The sequence below is a fragment of the Piscibacillus halophilus genome (genome assembly GCF_900110685.1).
In the GTDB taxonomy this organism is placed as follows: domain Bacteria; phylum Bacillota; class Bacilli; order Bacillales; family Alkalibacillaceae; genus Piscibacillus; species Piscibacillus halophilus.
Map to the genome: position 1 here is coordinate 124,281 of NZ_FOES01000004.1, position 20,351 is coordinate 144,631.

Genomic DNA, 20,351 nt, shown 5'->3' on the forward strand with positions numbered 1-20,351 from the left:
CCTAATTAAAGTGAAAATTTGATAGAAATGAAAATAAGAAATAATTTAAAAATAGAATAGAAAATGCAATAGTATTGGCATTTGCCATATCTTTACCGACAGTTTTATTCACAACTTTTCGATAGATCATAAATCCATATATGATAATGACAATAAAGGAACCAATTGTTTTAGGGTCAATCCAATAAAACAAATCATTCGCTACATATGCCCATATAACTCCTAAAATTAAAGAAATTAATAATAAAGGTGTGGAGATGATCATCATTAGGAACGATAATTCTTCCATTTGGCCTAATCGACCCAACCTTTTTAAGGTCCTGCCCCACTTCTTTTCTTTCAACATTTTAAATTGTAATAAATATAATACGGAAAAAGCAAAAGATATTGTAAATAACGTATAGGACAAAAAGGCTAATACAATGTGGAATAGTAATAATTCTCCTATAAACTGAGTGCTAAAAGTCGTATCCTGGCTATTTAAATGGGAAACTAAAAAAATTAGCATAATAATAAAGCCGATTAAATTAATGACAAAAACTAAAAAATCCACTTTGTAAAAATAATTCACCACGATCGATACTAATAAAATAAGCCAGGCATAGAAATAAAGTCCCTCTGTAATACTCAGTATAGGCAAAGTTCTAGTCATATAAATCTCTCTAAATAAAAAAATGGTCTGTAAAATCCAAACCAATAAAAGTAACCAGAAGGCTAATTGGTTCGCCTTCCGGTCTTGCTTAACAAAATCATAGAAATACATGATTAAACTTAATCCATATAAAATGACAATTAATTCAAAAATTCTTAAGCCTTCAAAGGCACTCATATGAGCTTCCCCTTATTAACGATGTTGAATGGCTTGAATAAGACCTGCTAAAGGTAATGAACGACTAACTTCTTCATGACTTTGATGCTTTTGACTTTGTTGCTTTAATTCTTCTTGTACCTCTTCATCAATTCCAAATACACGGATAAATAACTTAAGCATATCATCAGCATGTTCTTCCCCAGCCATTTCTTTAGCTTGAAGGATTGGTTCTTTTAACATTTGGTTAATAATACTTTTGGTATGTTTGTTTAAAACCTTTCGCTCACGATCTGTCAGGTTCGGCATTTTTCTCTCAATCGAAGCCATTGTCTGTTCTTGAATAGTTAGTGCTTTCTTTCGTAACGCAGAAATAATTGGCACAACACCTAAAGTCGTTAACCATTCTTCAAACTCATTCAATTCTTCGTCAATCATTTTTTCTATCTCTGCCGCCGCTTTTTGTCGTTCAGATAAGTTTTGATCAACAATGCCTTGTAAATCATCAATATCGTATAAGAAAACATCATCTAGTTCATCAATTGCTGGATCCAAATTACGAGGAACAGCAATATCTACAAGAAATATCGGCTTACCATTTCGCTTTTTCAAAAGGTTCGCCATTTGGTCTTTATTTAACACAAAATCATTTGAGCCAGCTGAAGTAATCAAAATATCAGCATGTGCTAATACCGATTCAAACTGTTCTAAAGGTTGAGCTTCACCATTAAAGCGATCAGCCAACTCTTCAGCTTTTGAATAAGTTCTATTAACAACAGTAATTTTTTCGACCCCGCTACCATGTAAATTTTGAACAGCTAATTCTCCCATTTTACCAGCACCTAGAATAACAACATGCTGATTTTTTAACTGTCCGAAAATGGTTTTAGATAATTCGACGGCTGCATAACTAATAGATACTGCATGCTCACCTATATCCGTATCACGATGACCTCGTTTAGCAGCTGTAATGGCTTGCTTAAATAACTGATTAAAAATAAGGCCAGATGCTTCTTTCTTTTGAGCAATTTGAAATGCATCCTTAACTTGTCCAAGAATTTGTGTTTCGCCTAAAACCATAGAGTCTAGTCCAGCTGATACTCGGAATAAATGTTGAATCGCATCTTTATCCTCGTAGATTTCCACATGTTTAGTCACATCATCTAAATCGACGGAAAACCAATTTGAAACAAAACGCTTCACATAATAACGGCCAGTATGTAACTGGTCTGCTACAACATATAATTCCGTTCGGTTACAAGTTGACACAATAACATTTTCTAAAATGCTCTTTTCCTTATTTAATGCCACCATGGCATCGCCAACTTGATCTTCTTTAAAGGCTAATTTTTCCCTGATTTCAACTGGGGCTGTCCGATAGTTTAAGCTGACTACTATGACATGCATACCCTTCACCCCTTAACTGTACGTACAAATCTCATAATGTTAGTATACCAATAATGACGTTTTTATTACTTATAAAACATGAACATAATATGAAAATTTGTGATAATATTAAATTAGAATTATTATTATTTACTAATTGTAGCTTAACACACAGTCTTTCAACCATCAAGAAAACTGAATTTGGGAGCGGAGATCATTGAACCAACAACGATCGTTTTTAGGAATTATTTTAATTGGTATCGGTATTTATTTCTTATTACAGCAATATTCCATTCCGTTTTTATCTCGTTTCGATACTTGGCCAACAATCCTTATCATATTAGGTATTGCCTTTTTATTCAATGGTTATGCACAAAAACTTTCTGACAGCATTTTCCCTGGAGTTGTACTTTTAGGGTTAGGCATTCACTTCCACGCCTTAACTCATTCTGTTCAATGGATTGACCATTGGGGAATGTATACGTTAATAATTGGGTTTGCATTTTTACTTAGATCTCAAAAAACAAACCAAGGCATGGTAGTAGGACTTATTTTTATCATTATTTCTTTTATGGCGATTACTTCGATCGCGATGCCGAATTGGTTTAGATGGTTTGATTATATTTTTGTACAATTAGAAAGGTTTTGGCCCATTTTACTCATTTTGATTGGAAGCATATTATTATTCAAAAAATAAGTGATATTTAGAACAAATATTAATTACGAATACTCTTAAAGTATAAGGGTAGGAAGTTGAAATCGTACCTGTGCAATACAAAGGATTTTGACGAAGCTACAAAAAAGAAAGAAGCCGAACCTTAGGTATTAACAGCCTAAAGTTCGGCTTCTATTAAAGTTATCACAATTTTTTTATACTGAATCTAAGAAATAAATTCACTTAAATGTCTCCAAGCTTGATCTTTACCTTCTCCCGTCTCAGCGGAAAAAGCAACTAAATGATCTTCAGACTCTAGATCTAGAGCTTCTCTAACTACTTTGATATGTTTGTCTCTCTTAGCTTTTTTGACTTTATCTAGCTTGGTCGCTACCACTAACACAGGTATATCAAAGTGCTTTAGGAAATCATACATTATAATATCATCTTCTGTAGGTGGGTGACGTAGATCAATTAACAGGACAGTAGCTCTAAGTGTTTCACGCTCCTGAAAATACTCTTCCATCATTCTTCCCCAAGCTTCTCGTTCTTTTTTAGATACTTTAGCATAACCATAACCAGGCACATCTACAAAGAAAAAGGACTCATTGATTTTATAAAAATTAAGCGTTTGAGTTTTCCCAGGTTTAGAAGATGTTCTTGCTAAACTTTTTCGTTGGATCATTTTATTGATAAAAGATGATTTACCAACATTCGACCGACCAGCCAGAGCAATTTCTGGAAAGCCATCGTTTGGATATTGTTTTTTACTAACAGCACTGATCACTATTTCAGCTTGATTCACTTTCATACTAATTTCTCCTTATCATTAAGGCTTACGATTGCGATACTTTTTCAGGTAATAAAGCGTGCTCTAATACTTCATCTAAATGTTTCACCTTAATAAACTTCAAACCTTTACGTACACTCTCTGGAATATCTTCTAAATCTTTATTATTCTCTTCTGGAATGATTATCGTTTTAAGTCCGGCACGGTGTGCACTTAAGGCTTTTTCTTTTAATCCACCGATAGGTAAGACACGACCTCGTAGCGTAATTTCTCCTGTCATTCCAACTTCCTTCCGTACTGGCCGGTTTGTTAAAGCTGACACTAAAGCTGTCGCCATTGTGATCCCTGCTGACGGTCCATCTTTTGGCGTGGCTCCTTCTGGAACGTGAATGTGAACATCATACTTTTCATGGAAATCTTGTTCGATTTTTAATTCATCAGCTCGTGAGCGTATGTAACTGAACGCGGCTTGAGCCGATTCTTTCATGACGTCACCAAGTTTACCCGTTAAGGTTAACTTACCTGTTCCTTTAAATAGCGAAATCTCAATAGATAATGTATCACCGCCAGCTTGCGTATATGCAAGACCCGTTGCTGCTCCGATTTGATTATCCGCTTCAGCTTGACCATAGCGAAAACGTGGTTTACCTAATAAATCTTCAAGACGATTTTCTGTCACCACTACACGTTTCTGCTCATCTGAAACAATGATTTTAGCCGCTTTACGACAAATTGAAGCAAACTGTCGCTCAAGATTACGTACCCCAGCTTCTCTTGTGTACATACGAATTAATTTCAAAATGGCATCATCCCTAATTTGTAATTGCCCTTTGGTTAATCCGTTTTCTTTAAGTTGACGCGGCAATAAATGCTCTTTAGAAATATGCAATTTCTCTAGTTCCGTATATCCCGCAATAGTGATGACTTCCATACGATCCAGTAATGGACCTGGGACGGTTGCTAAATTGTTGGCCGTTGCAATAAACATGACTTTTGATAAGTCATAAGGCTCTTCAATAAAATGATCACTATAAGAGTGGTTTTGCTCTGGATCTAATACTTCTAACATAGCTGCGGATGGATCACCACGGAAGTCACTTGCCATTTTATCAATTTCATCCAGTAAGAATACCGGGTTAATCGTTTCCGCTTTTTTCATCCCTTGAATAATTCTACCTGGCATAGCTCCGACATATGTTCTTCTATGTCCTCTAATTTCAGCTTCATCTCTTACACCACCAAGGGAAGCTCGCACAAAATTACGGTTGATGGCTCGGGAAATAGAACGCGCTAGAGATGTTTTACCTACACCTGGAGGTCCGACTAAACATAAAATTGGCCCTTTTAAAGAATTCGTTAGTTTTTGAACGGATAAATACTCTAACACACGTTCTTTAACTTTATCTAACCCATAATGGTCTTCATTTAAAATCCGTTCCGCTCTTAATATATCTAAATTATCTTCTGTTTCTTTAGTCCAAGGTAACGATACTAACCATTCAATATAATTCCGAATGACCGAGCTCTCAGCAGACGTTTGTGGTACCTTCTCGTAACGATCTAATTCCTTTAACGCGATGTGTTCTATACGTTCAGGCATTTCAGCATTATCAATTTTCTCTTTTAATTCGGCTACTTCACCTGTTTTCCCATCTTTTTCACCAAGTTCTTTTTGAATAGCTTTAAGTTGTTCACGTAAGTAGTATTCGCGTTGTGTACGTTCCATCGAACGTTTCACTCTTTGTCCAATTTTCTTCTCCATACTTAGGACTTCTTTTTCATTATTGATTAATTGAATGATAAAATCCAAACGTTCAGGAACATAAACAATTTCTAAAATCCTTTGCTTATGTTGAATTTTTAAAGATAAATGTGAACTGATCATATCTGCTAACCGACCTGGTTCATCAATGTCTTTAACTGTATCAAAGGTTTCTTGATTTAGCTTTTTAGAGATTTTAGTAAATTCATAAAAGTCATTAATGAGCATTCTCATCATGGCTTGTTCTTCAACTTCTTCTCCATGTTCCTCTTCTAATTCTTCATAAGAAACCACAAAATAGTCATCATCTTTAAGAAATGATTGGACTTCAGCACGCTTAAGTCCCTCAACTAAAATACGACTTGTTCCATTTGGTAATTTCACCATTTGTTTAATATGAGCAATCGTACCTGTATGGTATAAGTCATCCTTAGACGGGTCTTCTAAAGATGTATCACGTTGAGTCGCTAACATAATATGATGATCCTTCATCATAGCGTCTTCTAAAGCATTAACTGATTTATCTCTTCCTACATCTAAATGCATAACCATTGATGGATAAACAACAACGCCACGCAATGGTAGGAGGGGGATTTCTGTTTGTTTATCGTTTCCCAATGATGAACACCTCCATAATTTTCCGTACTTTAATCATATAGAATTCCGATAAGCTTGTAAATTATTGTACACGTATATCGCACACCATTATTAGTATATACGAAGTTATCGAGAAGTATATAAAATAAATAAACTCGCCTGTGTAGGCGAGTTTATTTATTAGTTCATTCAATTCGTTTTATGCACTCTCTTTTGGTTCTTCATTTTGATCGATAACAGAACCGTCTTTCATTACTAATTTCGGCTTACCATCATCTAACTTAACCGTATCTTTCGTAATGATACACTTCTCAATATCATCACGTGAAGGTAAATCAAACATAACGTCTAACATGATTCCTTCAATGATGGAACGTAACCCACGAGCGCCCGTCTTACGTTCAATAGCTTTATTTGAGATCTCACGCAATGCTTCTTCTTCAAATTCTAATTCAACATCATCAATCTCAAATAATTTCTGATACTGCTTAACAAGTGCATTTTTCGGTTTCGTTAAAATTTCGACTAATGCATCTTCATCTAATTGTTCTAGACTTCCGATTACTGGTAGACGACCAATAAATTCTGGAATTAACCCGTAACGAAGTAAATCTTCAGGTAATACTTTTGTAAGTAAGTCCTGTTCATTTACATTAGCATTTTTAGCTTCAGCACCAAAACCAATGACTTTCTCGCCTAAACGACGTTTAACTATTTGATCGATTCCATCAAAGGCTCCACCAACAACGAAAAGGATGTTAGTTGTATCAATTTGAATAAATTCTTGATGCGGATGCTTACGTCCACCTTGAGGCGGTACACTTGCTTGAGTTCCCTCAAGAATTTTAAGTAAGGCTTGCTGTACACCTTCACCAGAGACATCTCTCGTAATAGATGGGTTTTCTGATTTACGTGCAACTTTATCAATTTCATCGATATAAATAATACCTTTTTCTGCCTTCTCAACGTCATAATCAGCAGCTTGAATCAATTTTAATAAAATGTTCTCGACATCTTCACCAACATAACCAGCTTCTGTTAATGACGTCGCATCTGCAATTGCAAACGGTACATTTAAAATTCTAGCCAACGTTTGAGCTAATAATGTTTTACCGCTTCCTGTTGGTCCAAGTAATAAAATATTACTTTTAGATACTTCAACATCATCGTTTTTCACATTGCCTGCATTTATACGTTTGTAATGGTTGTAAACAGCAACAGAAAGTGATTTTTTAGCTTTTTCTTGCCCAATCACGTAATCGTCTAGGATTTCACAGATTTCCTTAGGTTTCGGAACATCTTTAAATTCTTCTGTTTCCGTTGAACCTAATTCCTCCTCTACAATCTCTGTACAAAGGTCGATACATTCATCACATATATAAACGCCAGGTCCTGCGACTAGCTTACGAACTTGATCTTGTGTTTTTCCACAGAAAGAGCACTTTAGCTGCCCTTTTTCTTCGTTAAATTTAAACATTGTTTCACCCCATAAAAAGTCAATATTTTTATCTGTATTTTCAACAAGATGTCATATTATTGTTTGTATAAATCAATCCCGTAATTCTCATTATGTACTTGAAAATTAAATTAGTCAAAAGAAAAACTTACAATCATTTTATGCGAAAAACTTTAAAAGTTACACATCTTTTGTCTTATGTATTTCTTTAATTATTGTAAAACAAGGCACGTAATTAAACGCGCCTTGTTTATAATCATTATACAGTTTTACTTTCTTCAACAAGGAAGTCGATTGCCTTTTTCATTTTAAGGTCATCTTTAAGCATGTCAGTGTTACCACCAAGCATTTGTTTTAAGTTATCAATATCTGTGTTGTACATAGATGCCATTTGCTCTAATTCTTTTTCAACGTCTTCTTCCGTTACTTCTAAGTTTTCAGCTTTAGAAATGGCTTCTAACGTTAAGTTAGTACGTACTCGTTTCTCCGCATCTTCTTTCATTTGCTCTTTAAGAGCATTTTCATCTTGACCAGTGAATTGAGCGTACATGTCTAATGAAAGACCTTGCATTTGTAGACGTTGTTCAAATTCTTGCATCATACGATCAAGTTCCGTATCAACCATTGCTTGTGGAACTTCCATTTCAGCATTTTCTGCCGCTTGGTTAACAAGTGCTTCACGCTTTTCAACGTCAGCATCGTTTTTCTTTTCTTCTTCTAAACGTTCGCGAGTTTTTGTTTTAAGTTCGTCTAGAGACTCAACTTCTTCATCAACGTCTTTAGCGAACTCATCATCTAACTCAGGTAATTCTTTCGTTTTAATGTCGTGGATTTTAACTTTGAAAGTTGCTTCCTTACCTGCTAGTTCTTCAGCTTGGTAATCTTCAGGGAAGGTGACAACCACATCAACGTCTTCTCCCGCTTCTTTACCTACTAATTGTTCTTCGAAACCAGGAATGAACTGGCCAGAACCAATCTCTAATGAATGATTTTCAGCAGCTCCGCCTTCAAACGCTTCACCATCAATGAAACCTTCAAAGTCCATAACTACTGTATCGCCATTTTCAACTTGGCCTTCCTCTTTAACAACAAGCTCAGCTTGCTTTTCTTGAAGTGACTTAAGTTCTTCTTCCACTTCTTCTTCTGTAACCGTTGTATCTTTTTCTTCAACTTCTAACCCTTTATAGTCACCTAATGTTACTTCAGGCTTTACAGTTACATTAGCTGTAAAGATAACGGGTTTATCTTTTTCAAGTTGCTCAATGTCCACATCTGGACGATCAACCGGTGTAATTCCTGCTTCTTCAATTGCTTTTGAATAAGCCTCTGGTAATACGATATCAATGGCTTCTTGATATAAAGCTTCTATACCAAAACGTTTTTCAAAAATGTTACGAGGTACTTTACCTTTACGGAAACCAGGTATTTGCACATCTTTTACAACTTTTTTAAACGCTTGATCTAAGGCTTGATTAAAATCGTCAGTGTCTACTTCAAACGTTAAGACACCTTCATTGCCTTCTTTCTTTTCCCATTTTGCTGACATAAAACTTCCCTCCAAAAAACTATTTATTCCAATATTTTTTAGATAGCGAACATATAACATCACTATTCATGCATAAAGCAACCACTATATTATAACATAGAAATACTTCCGTTCAATATTCTAATCCTAGGAAATTGTCAATCATCTATTTGAGAGAAATAGATTTTTTCTAAATGTTCAATTTGATCCATCCATTTTCTCGTTTCTTTAGATATGTATGTAGATTCCTCGGAATCATGAAGGCTTAAGTAACGTTTCGCTAAATTAAGAACAGCATCAGCTATTCTTGATGCAGTTGTATCCTTCGGAGTAAATGGATACATGATGTACAAGTATCGATACAATATTTGTTTCGTAAATTGATAGAGTGTCGGATCATCTTGTTCAATTTCATCTAACTTCGCTAGACACTCCTTAGCGAAATCCATTTCTAAAATATCCTTTAAGCGATTCGGTTGGAACCAATCCGTCTCCCCGAATTTCTCTATTTCGAGTTTTAGATCAATTTGTTCATCCATACACCACTGTAAAATACCTGTTTTAACCACAGGGTTTAGTTGTGTGTCGCTTAAATAAGGAACGATTTGATCTAAGTAAGATCCAATCGAATGTTTTCGATGATATGAGAGCAGTTTCCATTGTTCTTGAAAGTTACCATTTTCTAATGATTCTAGAAAATGATCCATATGCTCTGCCGAGTCACGTTCTGGAGTCTGTTCTTGAAATTGTTGACTCATATCATATAACTGTTTAAATGATTCTTCATATTCCACTGGGATGGATTCGTTCTCTTTAAACTCTTCTAATAAATCGACCACTTCAGCATACTGACTATTTTGAAATAAAATCGTCAAATAAATATGTAAGTACTTATAATAATGCTCATCGTCTTCTTTCATAAGCTTTCTACACAAACTAATCGCCTGTTCATACTGATTTATTTCAATTAAACAGATGACTTTGGCAGTTAAGATATCGTGAGAAGCTTCATGAAATGATTCTAATTGCTCAATATGTAATAAAGCTTCTTTGTAATTCTTATGTTTAACAGCTTCAAAGGTCTTTTCTTCCAGCTGCTTTCTCCATCCCGGGAACATGACGACATCTTGATGTTCATAATCCATCGCTCAACCATCCCGTCTTATAATATTTCCTGTTACTTTAACTTACCCATAATCGTTACATAAAAAACATGGAAAATTCAACTTCCCTTTCTTTGTAAAATCCTATTATATTTCTTATATTAATCATACATGATAAACATTGAATTTTACACTTTTAAAAGGTTGGAATTTACCAACCTTTTAAAATGGATACTTTCGGTACTCTTTTTGAATGGACACCCATTTTGTCATTGTAAATTCCTCGACAATCCACGGATTTCCAAAACGCCCCATTCCACTTTCTTTTGCTCCACCAAATGGAACAGTTGGGTAATCGTTAACGGTTTGGTCGTTAATATGCGTCATTCCACTTTCAATACTAAGAGCTATTTACTCGCCTTCAGTTAAATCTTCAGTGAAAATAGCTGAACTTAAACCAAACGGTGTATCATTTGCCAATTCAATAGCATGTTCTTCGGAGTCAGCCTTAATGATTGTTGCAATAGGTGAGAACAATTCCGTTTGTGCTAATTCACTATCGTTTTCAACATCTATAAAAACAAATGGTGTGATCAGATTACCTTCACGTTTACCTTCTAGTGCTATTTTTACTCCTGCTTCTTTAGCATCATCAATTATTTTCATCGCCTTGTCTGCTTGTTCCTCATTGATTAATGGACCAACTATTGTTTTTGGGTCAGTAGGATCCCCACAAGGAATCTCCTTAACGCGTTCAACAAACTTTTCAACAAATTTATCATAATGATTCTGATGAATAATAAATCGATTAATCGACATACAGATTTGACCTTGGTGTATAAACTTACCAAAAATGGCCGCATCAACTGCTTGATCTACATTACCATCTTTTAATAATATAAAAGGGTTATTTCCTCCTAATTCCAAGGCTACCCGCTTCAACATGCTTCCTGCAATTTTCCCAATATGTTTTCCAACCGGCGTTGACCCTGTGAAACTAATTAATTGTGAATGCGGACTCTCTAACATTGCATCCCCAATCTCCTCTAAATCAGTTAAAATACAATTAAAAACACCTTTTGGTAAACCTGCATACTCGAACGCTTTAGCAATAATCGTACCTCCAGCTAAAGCCGTTTGTGAATCGGGTTTATGGACAACACTATTCCCTAATGCTATCGCAGGTGCGATGGTTCTCATCGATAAATTCATAGGAAAATTAAATGGCGAAATCGAAGTTATGACCCCAAGCGGTAATTAATGAACACGATTAACTCTATTTTCTATCCCTGCTGGTACTTCTTTCACTTTATTTAACTCATCTGGCATATTTAAAGCTTCTTTCACTAAGCCAACAGTCAAGTCAACTTCCACATTCGCCTTCACCACACTGCCACCCGTTTCACGAGAAATAATATCAACAATCGAATTTCGATTTGATTCTAAAAACTCAATTACCTTTTTAAGAACATCCTTCTTATCTTCAGCTGTAATTTTTGCCCAATGCTTTTGCGCTTCTTTAGCGATTAAAAAGGATTCCTCCAGTTGTTCTAAGGTCGCAAGTCTAATGGTTTGAATAATAGACCCATCATATGGATTCTGATTATCAAATGTACGTTGGCTTTTACCCTCGATCCATTTTCCATTTATAAAACTTTTATTTAGTGATGTGAAATCCATTTTACACTCTCCTTCAATATATCCATAAGCCTATTCTAACTTAAATTATTTACGATTATTCAGTTATCAGAGTTGCATAATAAAGATGAAGGGTTTATAATTATAATTTTGAAAAAGAGTCATTTTTAAAAGGAGGGAAGCAGCTATGGGATTAGTGGTTGTGGAGATCTGTGATGGAAACTTGATTAGTCAAATCAATTTAGAGGAAATTTTAGAGAAAGAATACCCAGAGGTGGCAGTCATTGAAAATAGCTGTCTTTCCTTCTGTGGTCTATGCGCCGTTCGACCTTATGCGTTAGTCAACGGAAAAAGAATTTTTGGCAAAAATACTGAAGGCGCTGTAGCTAAAATCAAAAAAGCCATCGAAGAAGAACTAGCTGTATTTTTCTAAAATTGAGCGGAGGAACCATACGTGAAGTTATCTACCATTCTACAAAACAGCTTATTATTACCAAAGAAAGACGCTTTATTTAAACTAAATCGAATGAATATGCGAGACACACTCGTCTATATAAATATTCTTTTTCTTATATTGTTTCTACCAGATATTATACGTTTTATAAATAATGTTAAAGACGCTAAAGGAAGTATACCTGATGTCGTCATCATCCAAGTGGTCTTTTTATACCCAGCACTAATGATCTTTATAACAACACTGATCGTTACACTATTAGCTGGTATTGCGTATTTTATAAGAAACATTATAAAGAGAAAATTAGCTTTTCATCAATTATGGAAAATGACGGCTTATGCCTTAACTTGGCCCATTTTATTATACTTGTTGATTAAAATAATTGATTTAAATAACTTCTTAATGATAATTCCGCTTCTATTATATTTATTATTAATTACTAAAATGATCACCATTTATCCTAAAAGAAATTAAAAGGACTGTCCGAATAATTTTGGACAGTCCCTTTTTCATAATTGTAAAAAATACTCATATAATTGATATTGGTGATTTAATAACCTAAAAAATGACTTATATTTATTAAAATTCTCTCAAATATCTTGACTTTAAAACAAATCACGTTTACAAATAGTAATAGCTAACTCTTCGTATCCTATATGGGCGAGTTATAAGGAAATAAATATAAATAAACACAGATAGCGTTTGATCAACCCTTTAAAGAATTATAAAAATATCTTAGGATACGAAGTTAGCTTTAAAACTTATTGGCTGAGGCAAAATAACTTTTATATAATAGAAGTCGAACTTTAGGTTGCAATTAAACCTAAGGTTCGGCTTCTTTCTTCTCTCCCAGCCCTCCTATACTCATAACTCTATTTTAAATACTTCTGGTATCTTTTTTTCTCCAAGAGTTGTAACACTTATAGCTCGCGTTTTAGGCAAACGTTTAATCCATCCGAACTCTAATAACCTCTCAAAAATGGCATTACCTAATGCTCCTCCAATATGGTGTCGTCTTTCACTCCAGTCTAAACATTTGTGAGAAAATGAACGCCGCTTATTCCTCAATTCAGAAATATCTATATGTATTGTATCAAGAAATTCTCTTCCCCGATCTGTAACACTATACTTGTTATCCTCTTCAACAAGAAATCCATTATTCACTAAACTAGTTAATATTTTCACCCCTAAATTCCCTGCTAAATGATCATAACAGGTTCGTGCAGAACGTAAAGCTTTGTCTTTAGGTGACTTTTTTAAGGATCGCACCTCGACTTGCGGAGCAACAGGCAAGAATGATTCTAATATTCCAGCAACACTAGAATCTTTAATGCCGTAATATCTATGTCTTCCTTGCTTCTCTACTTTTATTAAATGTGCATCCATCATTTTTTTGAGGTGAAAACTTGCTGTTTGCGGTTTTATTCCAGCCATATAAGCCAGTTCAGTTGCAGGGTGGAACCTACCATCCAACATCGCAAAAATCATCTTAGCTCTTGTTTGATCACTTATTATATTGGCAACTATAGCTATATTTGGATTGACATCCATATGAGCCCTCCTTAAAAAACATCCATACTTCGATAATAGTGGAAATATTTATGTGATACAATACAAAAAATGATTTAAGGAGGAATATAATTGAAGAAACTAAACGAAATCCCAAAATCAAAAATAGTCAAACCAAAAATTCTTTATTATGGTACACCTGTCGTGTTACTCACCACGTTAAATGAAGATGAGACAGTCAATATTAGTCCAATCTCTTCTTCATGGGGACTCGGAGATTATATTGTATTAGGTCTAGGCGCAGGAGGAAAAGCAATTGAAAATCTTCAAAGACATCCTGAGTGTGTCATTAACCTCCCAAACCCGTCTCTTTGGGAAATGTTGAAAGATTAGCACCCTATACAGGCAAAAATCCTGTTCCAGCTCCCAAAGCAGAAATAGGATTTAAATATGAAAAGGATAAATACGATGTAGGTCATCTATCACCTGAGCCTTCCATTTCAGTGAAACCTACGAGAATATCAGAATGTCCACTACAGATTGAAGCAAAAGTAATGAATATTCGTATCCCAGAATATGATCCTAAATATGCGATTGTAGAAACGCAATCCTTAAATGTACACGCTCATGAAGAATTAATTATAGACAATGACCATATTGATCCCAAAAAGTGGAGTCCGCTTATTTATAATTTTCGTCATTATTTTGGTCTAGATCATGAATTAGGAAAAACCTTCAGAGCTGAAACATAAAACCATAAGAGTTAATAAAAATAAAGCCCTCAATTAGGTGGTGGTCCCCAAAAGTTAGGTTTTTTACTCTAGCTTTTGGAGTGCATTACCTTAAGGGGCTTTATGTTTATACACGTAAACACTCTATTCTTAGATGTCATCTCTTTTATTTCCGTAAAATCTTCTCCATGGCTTTTCCCTTTGCTAACTCATCAATGAGCTTATCCAAATAGCGAATCTCCTGCATAGTTGGTTCTTCAATGTCTTCGACTCGAACACCGCAAATAACACCTTTGATCAAAGCTCTTGAAGGATTGAGTTGCGGGGCTTCCGTAAAGAAGGTCTCAAAGTCAGTCTGTTTTTCCAACTGCGCTTCTAACTCTTCTTGACTATACCCGGTCAACCATCGAATAATTTCATCGACTTCTGCTTTCGTTCTCCCCTTTTTCTCCGCTTTCGTAACATAATGGGGATAGACACTCGCGAAACTCATCGTAAAAATTTTATGTTTGGCCATCATTTACCCTCCTTTATATACGGTTTTAGAAAAGACATATTTTCCAACTCTTTAGTAAATTTTAGACATAATTAGTGTTCTTTGTTAAAAGATATTGAACAATTGTATAAATTTAGTTCATACTTATACCTAGCTTCCTATATTCAGCCCCCAAACGTAGAAGTTTTTTATGCTACTAAGAAATGCGCTGAACAAGAGTATATATTTTAAGTTAACTCTCCTCAAGAAGAGTTATTGTTAAATTACAATATTTAAACCAATAGGAAAATAATTTAATAATTTAAAATAACTAGCCGATATTATTTAAAAACATAAAATATCGGAGGTATAACAATGAATCAGAAAACTGTTGCTAGAGGCATCGAGGAATACAAATATCGACGTGGTGCATTTAAATTTGTTTTATTTGAATCTGCATTAATAGCTGGATTATTAACATGGACTGCAGTATATTTCTTACCTTTCTTTACTTACAGATTTGATGTAGCAATAGTCCCATTCATAATGATTTTTGCAATTATTTTGTTTGTTAATAAATCCAATTTTTCGCAATATTTAAGTATTGTCTTGTCCTGTATTTGGGGATTAATCGGATTTTTATTTGGTTTTATCATTGGCTCACCATCCGTATTGTTTGGTTTTATCATTGGAATATTAGGTTTTATTCTCTTTTATAATGTAACTATCAAGTTAAGAATAAAAGGATATGAACATTAATACAACCTTTTTCCCTTTTGGCTCAATTCTAGAGTTAGGAGGGGACTTTTTACTTTTGATCAGCATCTAGTAGATCAGAAGAATTGGGATTACTTGGGTATCCTATTGGTATCTTTTGAATACTAGAAAAGAAAATCTACTCATTTACAAACAAAATATAAAATGGCTCAATCCCCAATGTGACAAGGATTAAGCCACTTATTTTTAAAACGTCCCAGACAGGATTCGAACCTGCGACCCACAGCTTAGGAGGCTGTTGCTCTATCCTGCTGAGCTACTGGGACAGACACTTATTTATTAAACCAATTATTTCTAGATTTTTCAACCCCAATCTTCATCCTATATATTTATATAGAATTCGGTCGACTGAACCACCATAAACTTCTCCGAAAATATTTAAATGAACGAGTAAATAATATAGCTGGTATAAGTCTTTAACATCTTTATAGTATGGTTCTATAGGATTTTCAACTTGATATGCTCGGTAAAATTCCTCAGAAAAACCGCCAAATAACTCTGTAAAAGCAAGATCAAAATGACGATCACCATATAAGAACGACGGATCAATTACGTAAGGAGATCCATCTGAACCCGCTAACCAATTACCACCCCACAAATCTCCATGTAAATAAGTTGGCTCAATCCCTTTAGGTATATATTGATCAAGTTGTTCAATTAATGTTTCCAGTTTTTGTTGTCTGTTACCTGAAATATGTCCATTTTCTTTTCCTTTATTGAGTTGATTAATTAATCGGCACTCTTTATAGTAGTCCACCCATTCATTATATAATTGATTTGGTTGTAGTAATGTCCCAATAAACGTAGAATGATCAAGCCCATGCTTTGCCGCTTGAGAATGGTGCATTCTAGCTATATCTCTTCCTAATTGGGAGGAAGTATGAGGTTTCGTTTCCCCTTCTATCCATTCAAGTACGAGGTAAGCCTTTTGTTTCTCATTCGAAAAAGCATAAACTTCTGGAACTCTAATGGAATTCGTTTCTCTAATTTTTTCTAACCCTTCTTTTTCTAGATAAAAGAAATGATCAGGTGCATTGGGATGATACTTTATAAAGTACCTGTGACGATCTGTTTCAACATAAAAACTCTCATTAATCGAACCACCACTTACCGGTTTAATCGTTTTAATATTCGTCTTATCTTCCGCTTCATTTAATGCTTCCTGAATTGTTTCTTTCATCAAACGACCTCCTTATTCATAAGATATTAGTTTATATTTTAGCAAAAAGGGTATCTTTATAGTAATAAGGTCTTGGAAATAAAGAGGTGACATGTATGCATTATTTAAATAACGATCAATTAATCGATGCATATATTAAATCCATTAAACTTCAACTAGACCTGCCTTTCATTGAACTATTAGAACAGGAATTAATCATTCGAAATATAAATCCTAGCACGGTGAGATCAATGATCAGTTAAACCGTATATGCATCGAAAGCCTTACTCCTAATTTCTAGGATAAGGCTTTTTTATTGAACTGATAAAAATTTATGATGAATGATTTAACCAATTTAGAGAAAGATATACATATAACATCCATTTACATAACACGACCGTGTTTTACTTTAGAAATTATCAATATAATGGAGGGATTTACAATGCGTGATACTTTCTTTATAGTCCTACTAGTTTTTGCAATCCTTAATCTATTGGCTACAGTGCTTAGTAATGTCATTATGTCAACTCTAAATGCTCAAAGCTCTCAAAATCAAAGTAACAATTAAATATAATGGCGTTCCATCAAGTTAGGAAAGGGGATCTAACCTATTAAAAAATAAGAATTATCCCACCCAAAGCTTTTAGTGAACTCCCGAATCATATTCTCTGTTTCGTAGTGAGCTCATGGGGAAACTTGTGAACATAAATATTTCGTCTATAAATTCGATTCATCTTCCGTTAGGTGAACCGATTTTTAACAGTGATATTATTTCACTTACCCCCAAAGTATGAACTAACCTCTTTTGTCCAAAATAAGTCTACATTCCTCTTGAATAAGACAATCGTTTCAATAATTCATCCCTTTAAGAGGTGAATAAATTTAATGAGTAACTACATTAAGCTATCTGATCAAATGAATGAGCAAAAACTTGAAATAAATCACCAAAAATTAAATCTTTGGATGGAGAATGTTTTATTTGATTGGCATTGGTGGTTTGGGGTTATCATAACCGTAGTAGCTATAACCCTATGGCTAATTTATCATGAAAGACAGTCAAGAGTAAGTTTGTTATTAGCTGGGTTTATAGCCGCAATTATATCTGCAATTTTTGATAACATGGGTCAGTTCTTGGGTTGGTTTGATTATCGGTATGATGTATTTCCAATGCTTCCGAATTATGTCCCTTGGGATTTTGTCGTAATTCCTATAATCGTTATGTTCACGATCCAATTATTTAAAGGTGTAAATATATACTTAAAAGGATTAGTACTATCCGCTATAGTCGCATTTTTAGCCATCCCCTTTTTAAACATTATTAATATTTATGTCTTAATTAAGTGGAATGCCTTTTATTCCTTTATCTTAATGTATTTGATTGTCATAATCGCTTATCATGGTAGTAAAATATCAAACGTTAAATCACCTTAATTGAATATGGATAACTAAAAAAGCCTAATTCCTCCTTATTTATACGGAGGAATTAGGCTTGGGGACTTCCACAAAGATAATCTTCTTTTTAAAAATTTAAAAACTCCGGTCGTGATTGTTCATGCTTATCGAGCATAATTTGTTCCGGCTTGATACCCTGCTCACGAAGTACTTCTATGTTCTGAACAAGGAATTCATCACTGCCGACAACATAGAAGAGACCATCCTTGTCATCAGCAAGATTTTTCACTTCTTCATAGTAGTCTTTACGGTTATCAACAAACTGTGACGTGAATTCCTTATCAGGTACGGATTCAAAAATATTGGTGAACAAGAAATCTCTTGATGAGTCAATGTTCAGGGAATGAATGTGATTGACATTGTCAGCACGTTCAAAATAATCAAGTACAAGCGGTCTGAATGTTGCTAGACCTACACCAGATGATAGCAAGTAAACATTTTTATCTTCTCTTTTAAGCGGGACATTTGAATGGGTCTTAAACACTGCCACTTCCTGGCCAATCTCCATATTTCTTAAAATCGATTTAAACTCAGAACACTGCTCTCTAATACGTGTCGTGATACCGATTGAATTTTCATGCGGTAATGTGGAGATTGACATGTGACGAATCAGGCTACGATTTGGCTTATCTCCAGCATTAAAACCTTCCAGTGCTAAATGTATGTGGGAACCTTCTTCCCATGTATAGCCTTCCGGACAGTCGAGCAGGTACGTTTTGACCTCAGGTGTTTCTTCTATGATCTTATTTATTTTAGTCCAGTATATTTGCATGATATATTCTCCTTACTTCATTATACTATTGTTACTCTACTATACAATAGATGATAATAATTCTCAATTAATTAGATTGATTATTTCACATCATTTATGTGAAAGACATTTACTATTAAAGTTTCATTAGTTGTAATCACTAGTTGTCAGCCGCTTGTGATTGATGAAATAGTAACTACTCATAATATATAGTTGTCGATTCTAGAGCAATGGATGCATGTGGAAGGGCTTACACCAACCCTTCATGGGATCGATCTTCAGACACAACTCTTACTTGGGCTACTGCTGTTGTGAATTCTAGAACAATAGAAAATTCAATAAATAATGGTAGACCAACTGCGCTTAGATCACATGAAATAGGTCATACACTTGGCTTAGCCCACCCCTCCAGTTCAAGTAGAGTTGCAATTATGCAACAAAACATTTGATTGAAAAAGAAGGAAAGTTTGCTGTTCATTTTGAACAAGCCATAGCTGAAGAACCCGGAAAGGGATTAGTCATCAAAAGTGTTAAGAATAATGTTTCAGGATATGTTGCAATTCCTGAAGATTTAGCAAATATGCTAAAGGAACATATTAAGGAAAAAAGAAGGCATAAATTTAATTTGCAGAACCAATGGTATGATCCAAATAAGGTATTTCTTTTTTCCAATGAGATAGGAAAACCTATTCGTCCAGATAGTATAAGTCAATGGTGGATTCGATTTAAAAAGAGAAATAACTTAGGAAATATACGCTTCCACGATTTACGTCACTTATCAGTCACTTTTCTTATTCATAAGGGTTTACCTATTAAAACAATTAGTGACCGAGCAAGACACACGAATATCAGAACAACCATGAATTTATATGGTCATATTATAGTTGAAATAGATGAATTAGCTGCAGAGCATTTTAGTATCTTTTTTGACCAAAAAATGCAAATTAAAAAATTCTGCCCCAAAAACCTATTTTCTTTACTTTAATAAAGCAAAATAAATGGTTCTAAGTCAAATGTTGGGGTGAGCATACGCTCACTCCTAATTTAATTGATACGAACCTTTAAATTCTTATATTGATGATGCAATAACACCTTTAATCTAAAACGATCAAATCGTTTAAATCCAAAGGCATTACGCTTAATCACTTTGGTTTGATTATTAATCCCTTCAACATATCCATTATGTAAATCAAATGCGAAGCTATTCATGATTTGTTTTTGCCAATTTTGAAAGGTCGATATCGACCTTTCAAATTCTACAACTCCTGATTCCTTCACAAGGTCGTAATAACGATATAACCCTTCTTTAATTTCTTTTAGTTT

Annotated in this window: 19 protein-coding genes, 1 tRNA gene and 2 pseudogenes; 8 read left to right on the forward strand and 14 right to left on the reverse strand. The window is 34.4% G+C overall.

What is annotated here, in order from left to right; translation table 11 throughout:
* Position 1: 1 nt before the first annotated feature.
* Together BMY57_RS03890 and hemA are read right to left on the reverse strand one after the other, a co-directional pair.
* Positions 2-829 carry a cytochrome C assembly family protein gene (locus BMY57_RS03890; RefSeq protein ID WP_091772720.1) on the reverse strand — a complete coding sequence of 276 codons (828 nt, stop codon included), beginning with the start codon at positions 827-829 and terminating at the stop codon, positions 2-4.
* Positions 830-844: 15 nt separating this feature from the next.
* Positions 845-2,215: a glutamyl-tRNA reductase gene (hemA, locus tag BMY57_RS03895; protein ID WP_091772721.1), complete on the reverse strand. Its 1,371-nt coding sequence runs from the start codon at positions 2,213-2,215 to the stop codon at positions 845-847.
* A gap of 196 nt (positions 2,216-2,411) precedes the next feature.
* Between hemA and BMY57_RS03900 the strand changes: the two genes are divergently transcribed.
* Positions 2,412-2,891: a LiaI-LiaF-like domain-containing protein gene (locus BMY57_RS03900; protein WP_091772722.1), complete on the forward strand. Its 480-nt coding sequence runs from the start codon at positions 2,412-2,414 to the stop codon at positions 2,889-2,891.
* 184 nt (positions 2,892-3,075) lie between these two features.
* Here the strand turns inward: BMY57_RS03900 and yihA are convergent, their stop codons facing one another.
* The 6 genes and pseudogenes from yihA to BMY57_RS03930 all read right to left on the reverse strand — a co-directional run bounded on the left by yihA (position 3,076) and on the right by BMY57_RS03930 (position 11,762).
* The gene (gene yihA / locus BMY57_RS03905; protein ID WP_091772723.1) at positions 3,076-3,660 is read right to left on the reverse strand and encodes a ribosome biogenesis GTP-binding protein YihA/YsxC; all 585 of its coding nucleotides are present in this window, start codon (positions 3,658-3,660) and stop codon (positions 3,076-3,078) included.
* 25 nt (positions 3,661-3,685) lie between these two features.
* Entirely contained in the window at positions 3,686-6,019 is a 2,334-nt protein-coding gene (gene lon, locus BMY57_RS03910) for an endopeptidase La (protein WP_091772724.1), read from the reverse strand.
* A 178-nt stretch (positions 6,020-6,197) separates the two neighbouring features.
* On the reverse strand, positions 6,198-7,475 hold the full coding sequence (gene clpX, locus BMY57_RS03915) for an ATP-dependent protease ATP-binding subunit ClpX (RefSeq protein ID WP_091772725.1): 1,278 nt from the start codon (positions 7,473-7,475) through the stop codon (positions 6,198-6,200).
* Positions 7,476-7,713: 238 nt separating this feature from the next.
* On the reverse strand, positions 7,714-9,000 hold the full coding sequence (tig, locus tag BMY57_RS03920; protein WP_091772726.1) for a trigger factor: 1,287 nt from the start codon (positions 8,998-9,000) through the stop codon (positions 7,714-7,716).
* A gap of 137 nt (positions 9,001-9,137) precedes the next feature.
* Positions 9,138-10,124 (reverse strand): tetratricopeptide repeat protein, encoded by a 987-nt coding sequence (locus BMY57_RS03925; protein WP_091772727.1) that lies wholly within the window; start codon positions 10,122-10,124, stop codon positions 9,138-9,140.
* Between the two features lie 180 nt (positions 10,125-10,304).
* Positions 10,305-11,762: pseudogene (locus BMY57_RS03930) on the reverse strand (aldehyde dehydrogenase family protein).
* Between the two features lie 145 nt (positions 11,763-11,907).
* Between BMY57_RS03930 and BMY57_RS03935 the strand changes: the two are divergent.
* Together BMY57_RS03935 and BMY57_RS03940 are read left to right on the forward strand one after the other, a co-directional pair.
* Positions 11,908-12,153: a YuzB family protein gene (locus tag BMY57_RS03935; protein ID WP_091772728.1), complete on the forward strand. Its 246-nt coding sequence runs from the start codon at positions 11,908-11,910 to the stop codon at positions 12,151-12,153.
* A 21-nt stretch (positions 12,154-12,174) separates the two neighbouring features.
* Complete coding sequence (locus BMY57_RS03940) at positions 12,175-12,648, forward strand: DUF1189 family protein (RefSeq protein WP_091772729.1); 474 nt, start codon at positions 12,175-12,177, stop codon at positions 12,646-12,648.
* Positions 12,649-13,038: 390 nt separating this feature from the next.
* Here BMY57_RS03940 and BMY57_RS03945 read toward each other — a convergent pair whose 3' ends face one another.
* A complete protein-coding gene (locus BMY57_RS03945) occupies positions 13,039-13,725 on the reverse strand; it encodes an ArsR family transcriptional regulator (RefSeq protein WP_091772730.1) in 687 nt (228 codons plus the stop codon).
* A 90-nt stretch (positions 13,726-13,815) separates the two neighbouring features.
* Between BMY57_RS03945 and BMY57_RS03950 the strand changes: the two are divergent.
* Positions 13,816-14,435: pseudogene (locus BMY57_RS03950) on the forward strand (flavin reductase).
* A gap of 145 nt (positions 14,436-14,580) precedes the next feature.
* On the opposite strand, the gene BMY57_RS03955 reads toward BMY57_RS03950, so the two are convergent.
* Positions 14,581-14,931: a DUF2200 domain-containing protein gene (locus BMY57_RS03955; protein ID WP_091772731.1), complete on the reverse strand. Its 351-nt coding sequence runs from the start codon at positions 14,929-14,931 to the stop codon at positions 14,581-14,583.
* Positions 14,932-15,264: 333 nt separating this feature from the next.
* Between BMY57_RS03955 and BMY57_RS03960 the strand changes: the two genes are divergently transcribed.
* Positions 15,265-15,648 carry a hypothetical protein gene (locus BMY57_RS03960; RefSeq protein WP_091772732.1) on the forward strand — a complete coding sequence of 128 codons (384 nt, stop codon included), beginning with the start codon at positions 15,265-15,267 and terminating at the stop codon, positions 15,646-15,648.
* Between the two features lie 210 nt (positions 15,649-15,858).
* Here the strand turns inward: BMY57_RS03960 and BMY57_RS03965 are convergent.
* Positions 15,859-15,932 (reverse strand) — tRNA-Arg (locus tag BMY57_RS03965).
* 50 nt (positions 15,933-15,982) lie between these two features.
* Positions 15,983-16,846, reverse strand: a complete 864-nt coding sequence (locus tag BMY57_RS03970) for a fructosamine kinase family protein (RefSeq protein ID WP_091772733.1) — start codon at positions 16,844-16,846, stop codon at positions 15,983-15,985.
* Positions 16,847-16,941: 95 nt separating this feature from the next.
* Between BMY57_RS03970 and sda the strand changes: the two genes are divergently transcribed.
* Positions 16,942-17,088 carry a sporulation histidine kinase inhibitor Sda gene (sda, locus tag BMY57_RS03975; protein ID WP_091772734.1) on the forward strand — a complete coding sequence of 49 codons (147 nt, stop codon included), beginning with the start codon at positions 16,942-16,944 and terminating at the stop codon, positions 17,086-17,088.
* A gap of 622 nt (positions 17,089-17,710) precedes the next feature.
* Complete coding sequence (locus BMY57_RS03980) at positions 17,711-18,256, forward strand: CBO0543 family protein (protein WP_091772735.1); 546 nt, start codon at positions 17,711-17,713, stop codon at positions 18,254-18,256.
* Between the two features lie 88 nt (positions 18,257-18,344).
* Here BMY57_RS03980 and BMY57_RS03985 read toward each other — a convergent pair whose 3' ends face one another.
* On the reverse strand, positions 18,345-19,049 hold the full coding sequence (locus BMY57_RS03985; RefSeq protein WP_091772736.1) for a dihydropteridine reductase: 705 nt from the start codon (positions 19,047-19,049) through the stop codon (positions 18,345-18,347).
* Between the two features lie 424 nt (positions 19,050-19,473).
* Between BMY57_RS03985 and BMY57_RS03990 the strand changes: the two genes are divergently transcribed.
* Positions 19,474-20,013, forward strand: a complete 540-nt coding sequence (locus BMY57_RS03990) for a tyrosine-type recombinase/integrase (protein WP_091772737.1) — start codon at positions 19,474-19,476, stop codon at positions 20,011-20,013.
* A 59-nt stretch (positions 20,014-20,072) separates the two neighbouring features.
* Here the strand turns inward: BMY57_RS03990 and BMY57_RS03995 are convergent.
* Positions 20,073-20,351: transposase (locus BMY57_RS03995; RefSeq protein ID WP_143063779.1), on the reverse strand; the 279-nt coding region annotated here is incomplete at its 5' end.

What these genes read in the sequence shown, in the direction of transcription:
- BMY57_RS03890 (WP_091772720.1), bottom strand. Translation starts at nt 829, where the DNA reads ATGAGTGCCTTTGAAGGCTTAAGAATTTTTGAATTAATTGTCATTTTA.
- hemA (WP_091772721.1), bottom strand. Translation starts at nt 2,215, where the DNA reads ATGCATGTCATAGTAGTCAGCTTAAACTATCGGACAGCCCCAGTTGAA.
- yihA (WP_091772723.1), bottom strand. Translation starts at nt 3,660, where the DNA reads ATGAAAGTGAATCAAGCTGAAATAGTGATCAGTGCTGTTAGTAAAAAA.
- clpX (WP_091772725.1), bottom strand. Translation starts at nt 7,475, where the DNA reads ATGTTTAAATTTAACGAAGAAAAAGGGCAGCTAAAGTGCTCTTTCTGT.
- tig (WP_091772726.1), bottom strand. Translation starts at nt 9,000, where the DNA reads ATGTCAGCAAAATGGGAAAAGAAAGAAGGCAATGAAGGTGTCTTAACG.
- BMY57_RS03925 (WP_091772727.1), bottom strand. Translation starts at nt 10,124, where the DNA reads ATGGATTATGAACATCAAGATGTCGTCATGTTCCCGGGATGGAGAAAG.
- BMY57_RS03935 (WP_091772728.1), top strand. Translation starts at nt 11,908, where the DNA reads ATGGGATTAGTGGTTGTGGAGATCTGTGATGGAAACTTGATTAGTCAA.
- BMY57_RS03945 (WP_091772730.1), bottom strand. Translation starts at nt 13,725, where the DNA reads ATGGATGTCAATCCAAATATAGCTATAGTTGCCAATATAATAAGTGAT.
- BMY57_RS03955 (WP_091772731.1), bottom strand. Translation starts at nt 14,931, where the DNA reads ATGGCCAAACATAAAATTTTTACGATGAGTTTCGCGAGTGTCTATCCC.
- BMY57_RS03960 (WP_091772732.1), top strand. Translation starts at nt 15,265, where the DNA reads ATGAATCAGAAAACTGTTGCTAGAGGCATCGAGGAATACAAATATCGA.
- BMY57_RS03970 (WP_091772733.1), bottom strand. Translation starts at nt 16,846, where the DNA reads ATGAAAGAAACAATTCAGGAAGCATTAAATGAAGCGGAAGATAAGACG.
- sda (WP_091772734.1), top strand. Translation starts at nt 16,942, where the DNA reads ATGCATTATTTAAATAACGATCAATTAATCGATGCATATATTAAATCC.
- BMY57_RS03980 (WP_091772735.1), top strand. Translation starts at nt 17,711, where the DNA reads ATGAGTAACTACATTAAGCTATCTGATCAAATGAATGAGCAAAAACTT.
- BMY57_RS03985 (WP_091772736.1), bottom strand. Translation starts at nt 19,049, where the DNA reads ATGCAAATATACTGGACTAAAATAAATAAGATCATAGAAGAAACACCT.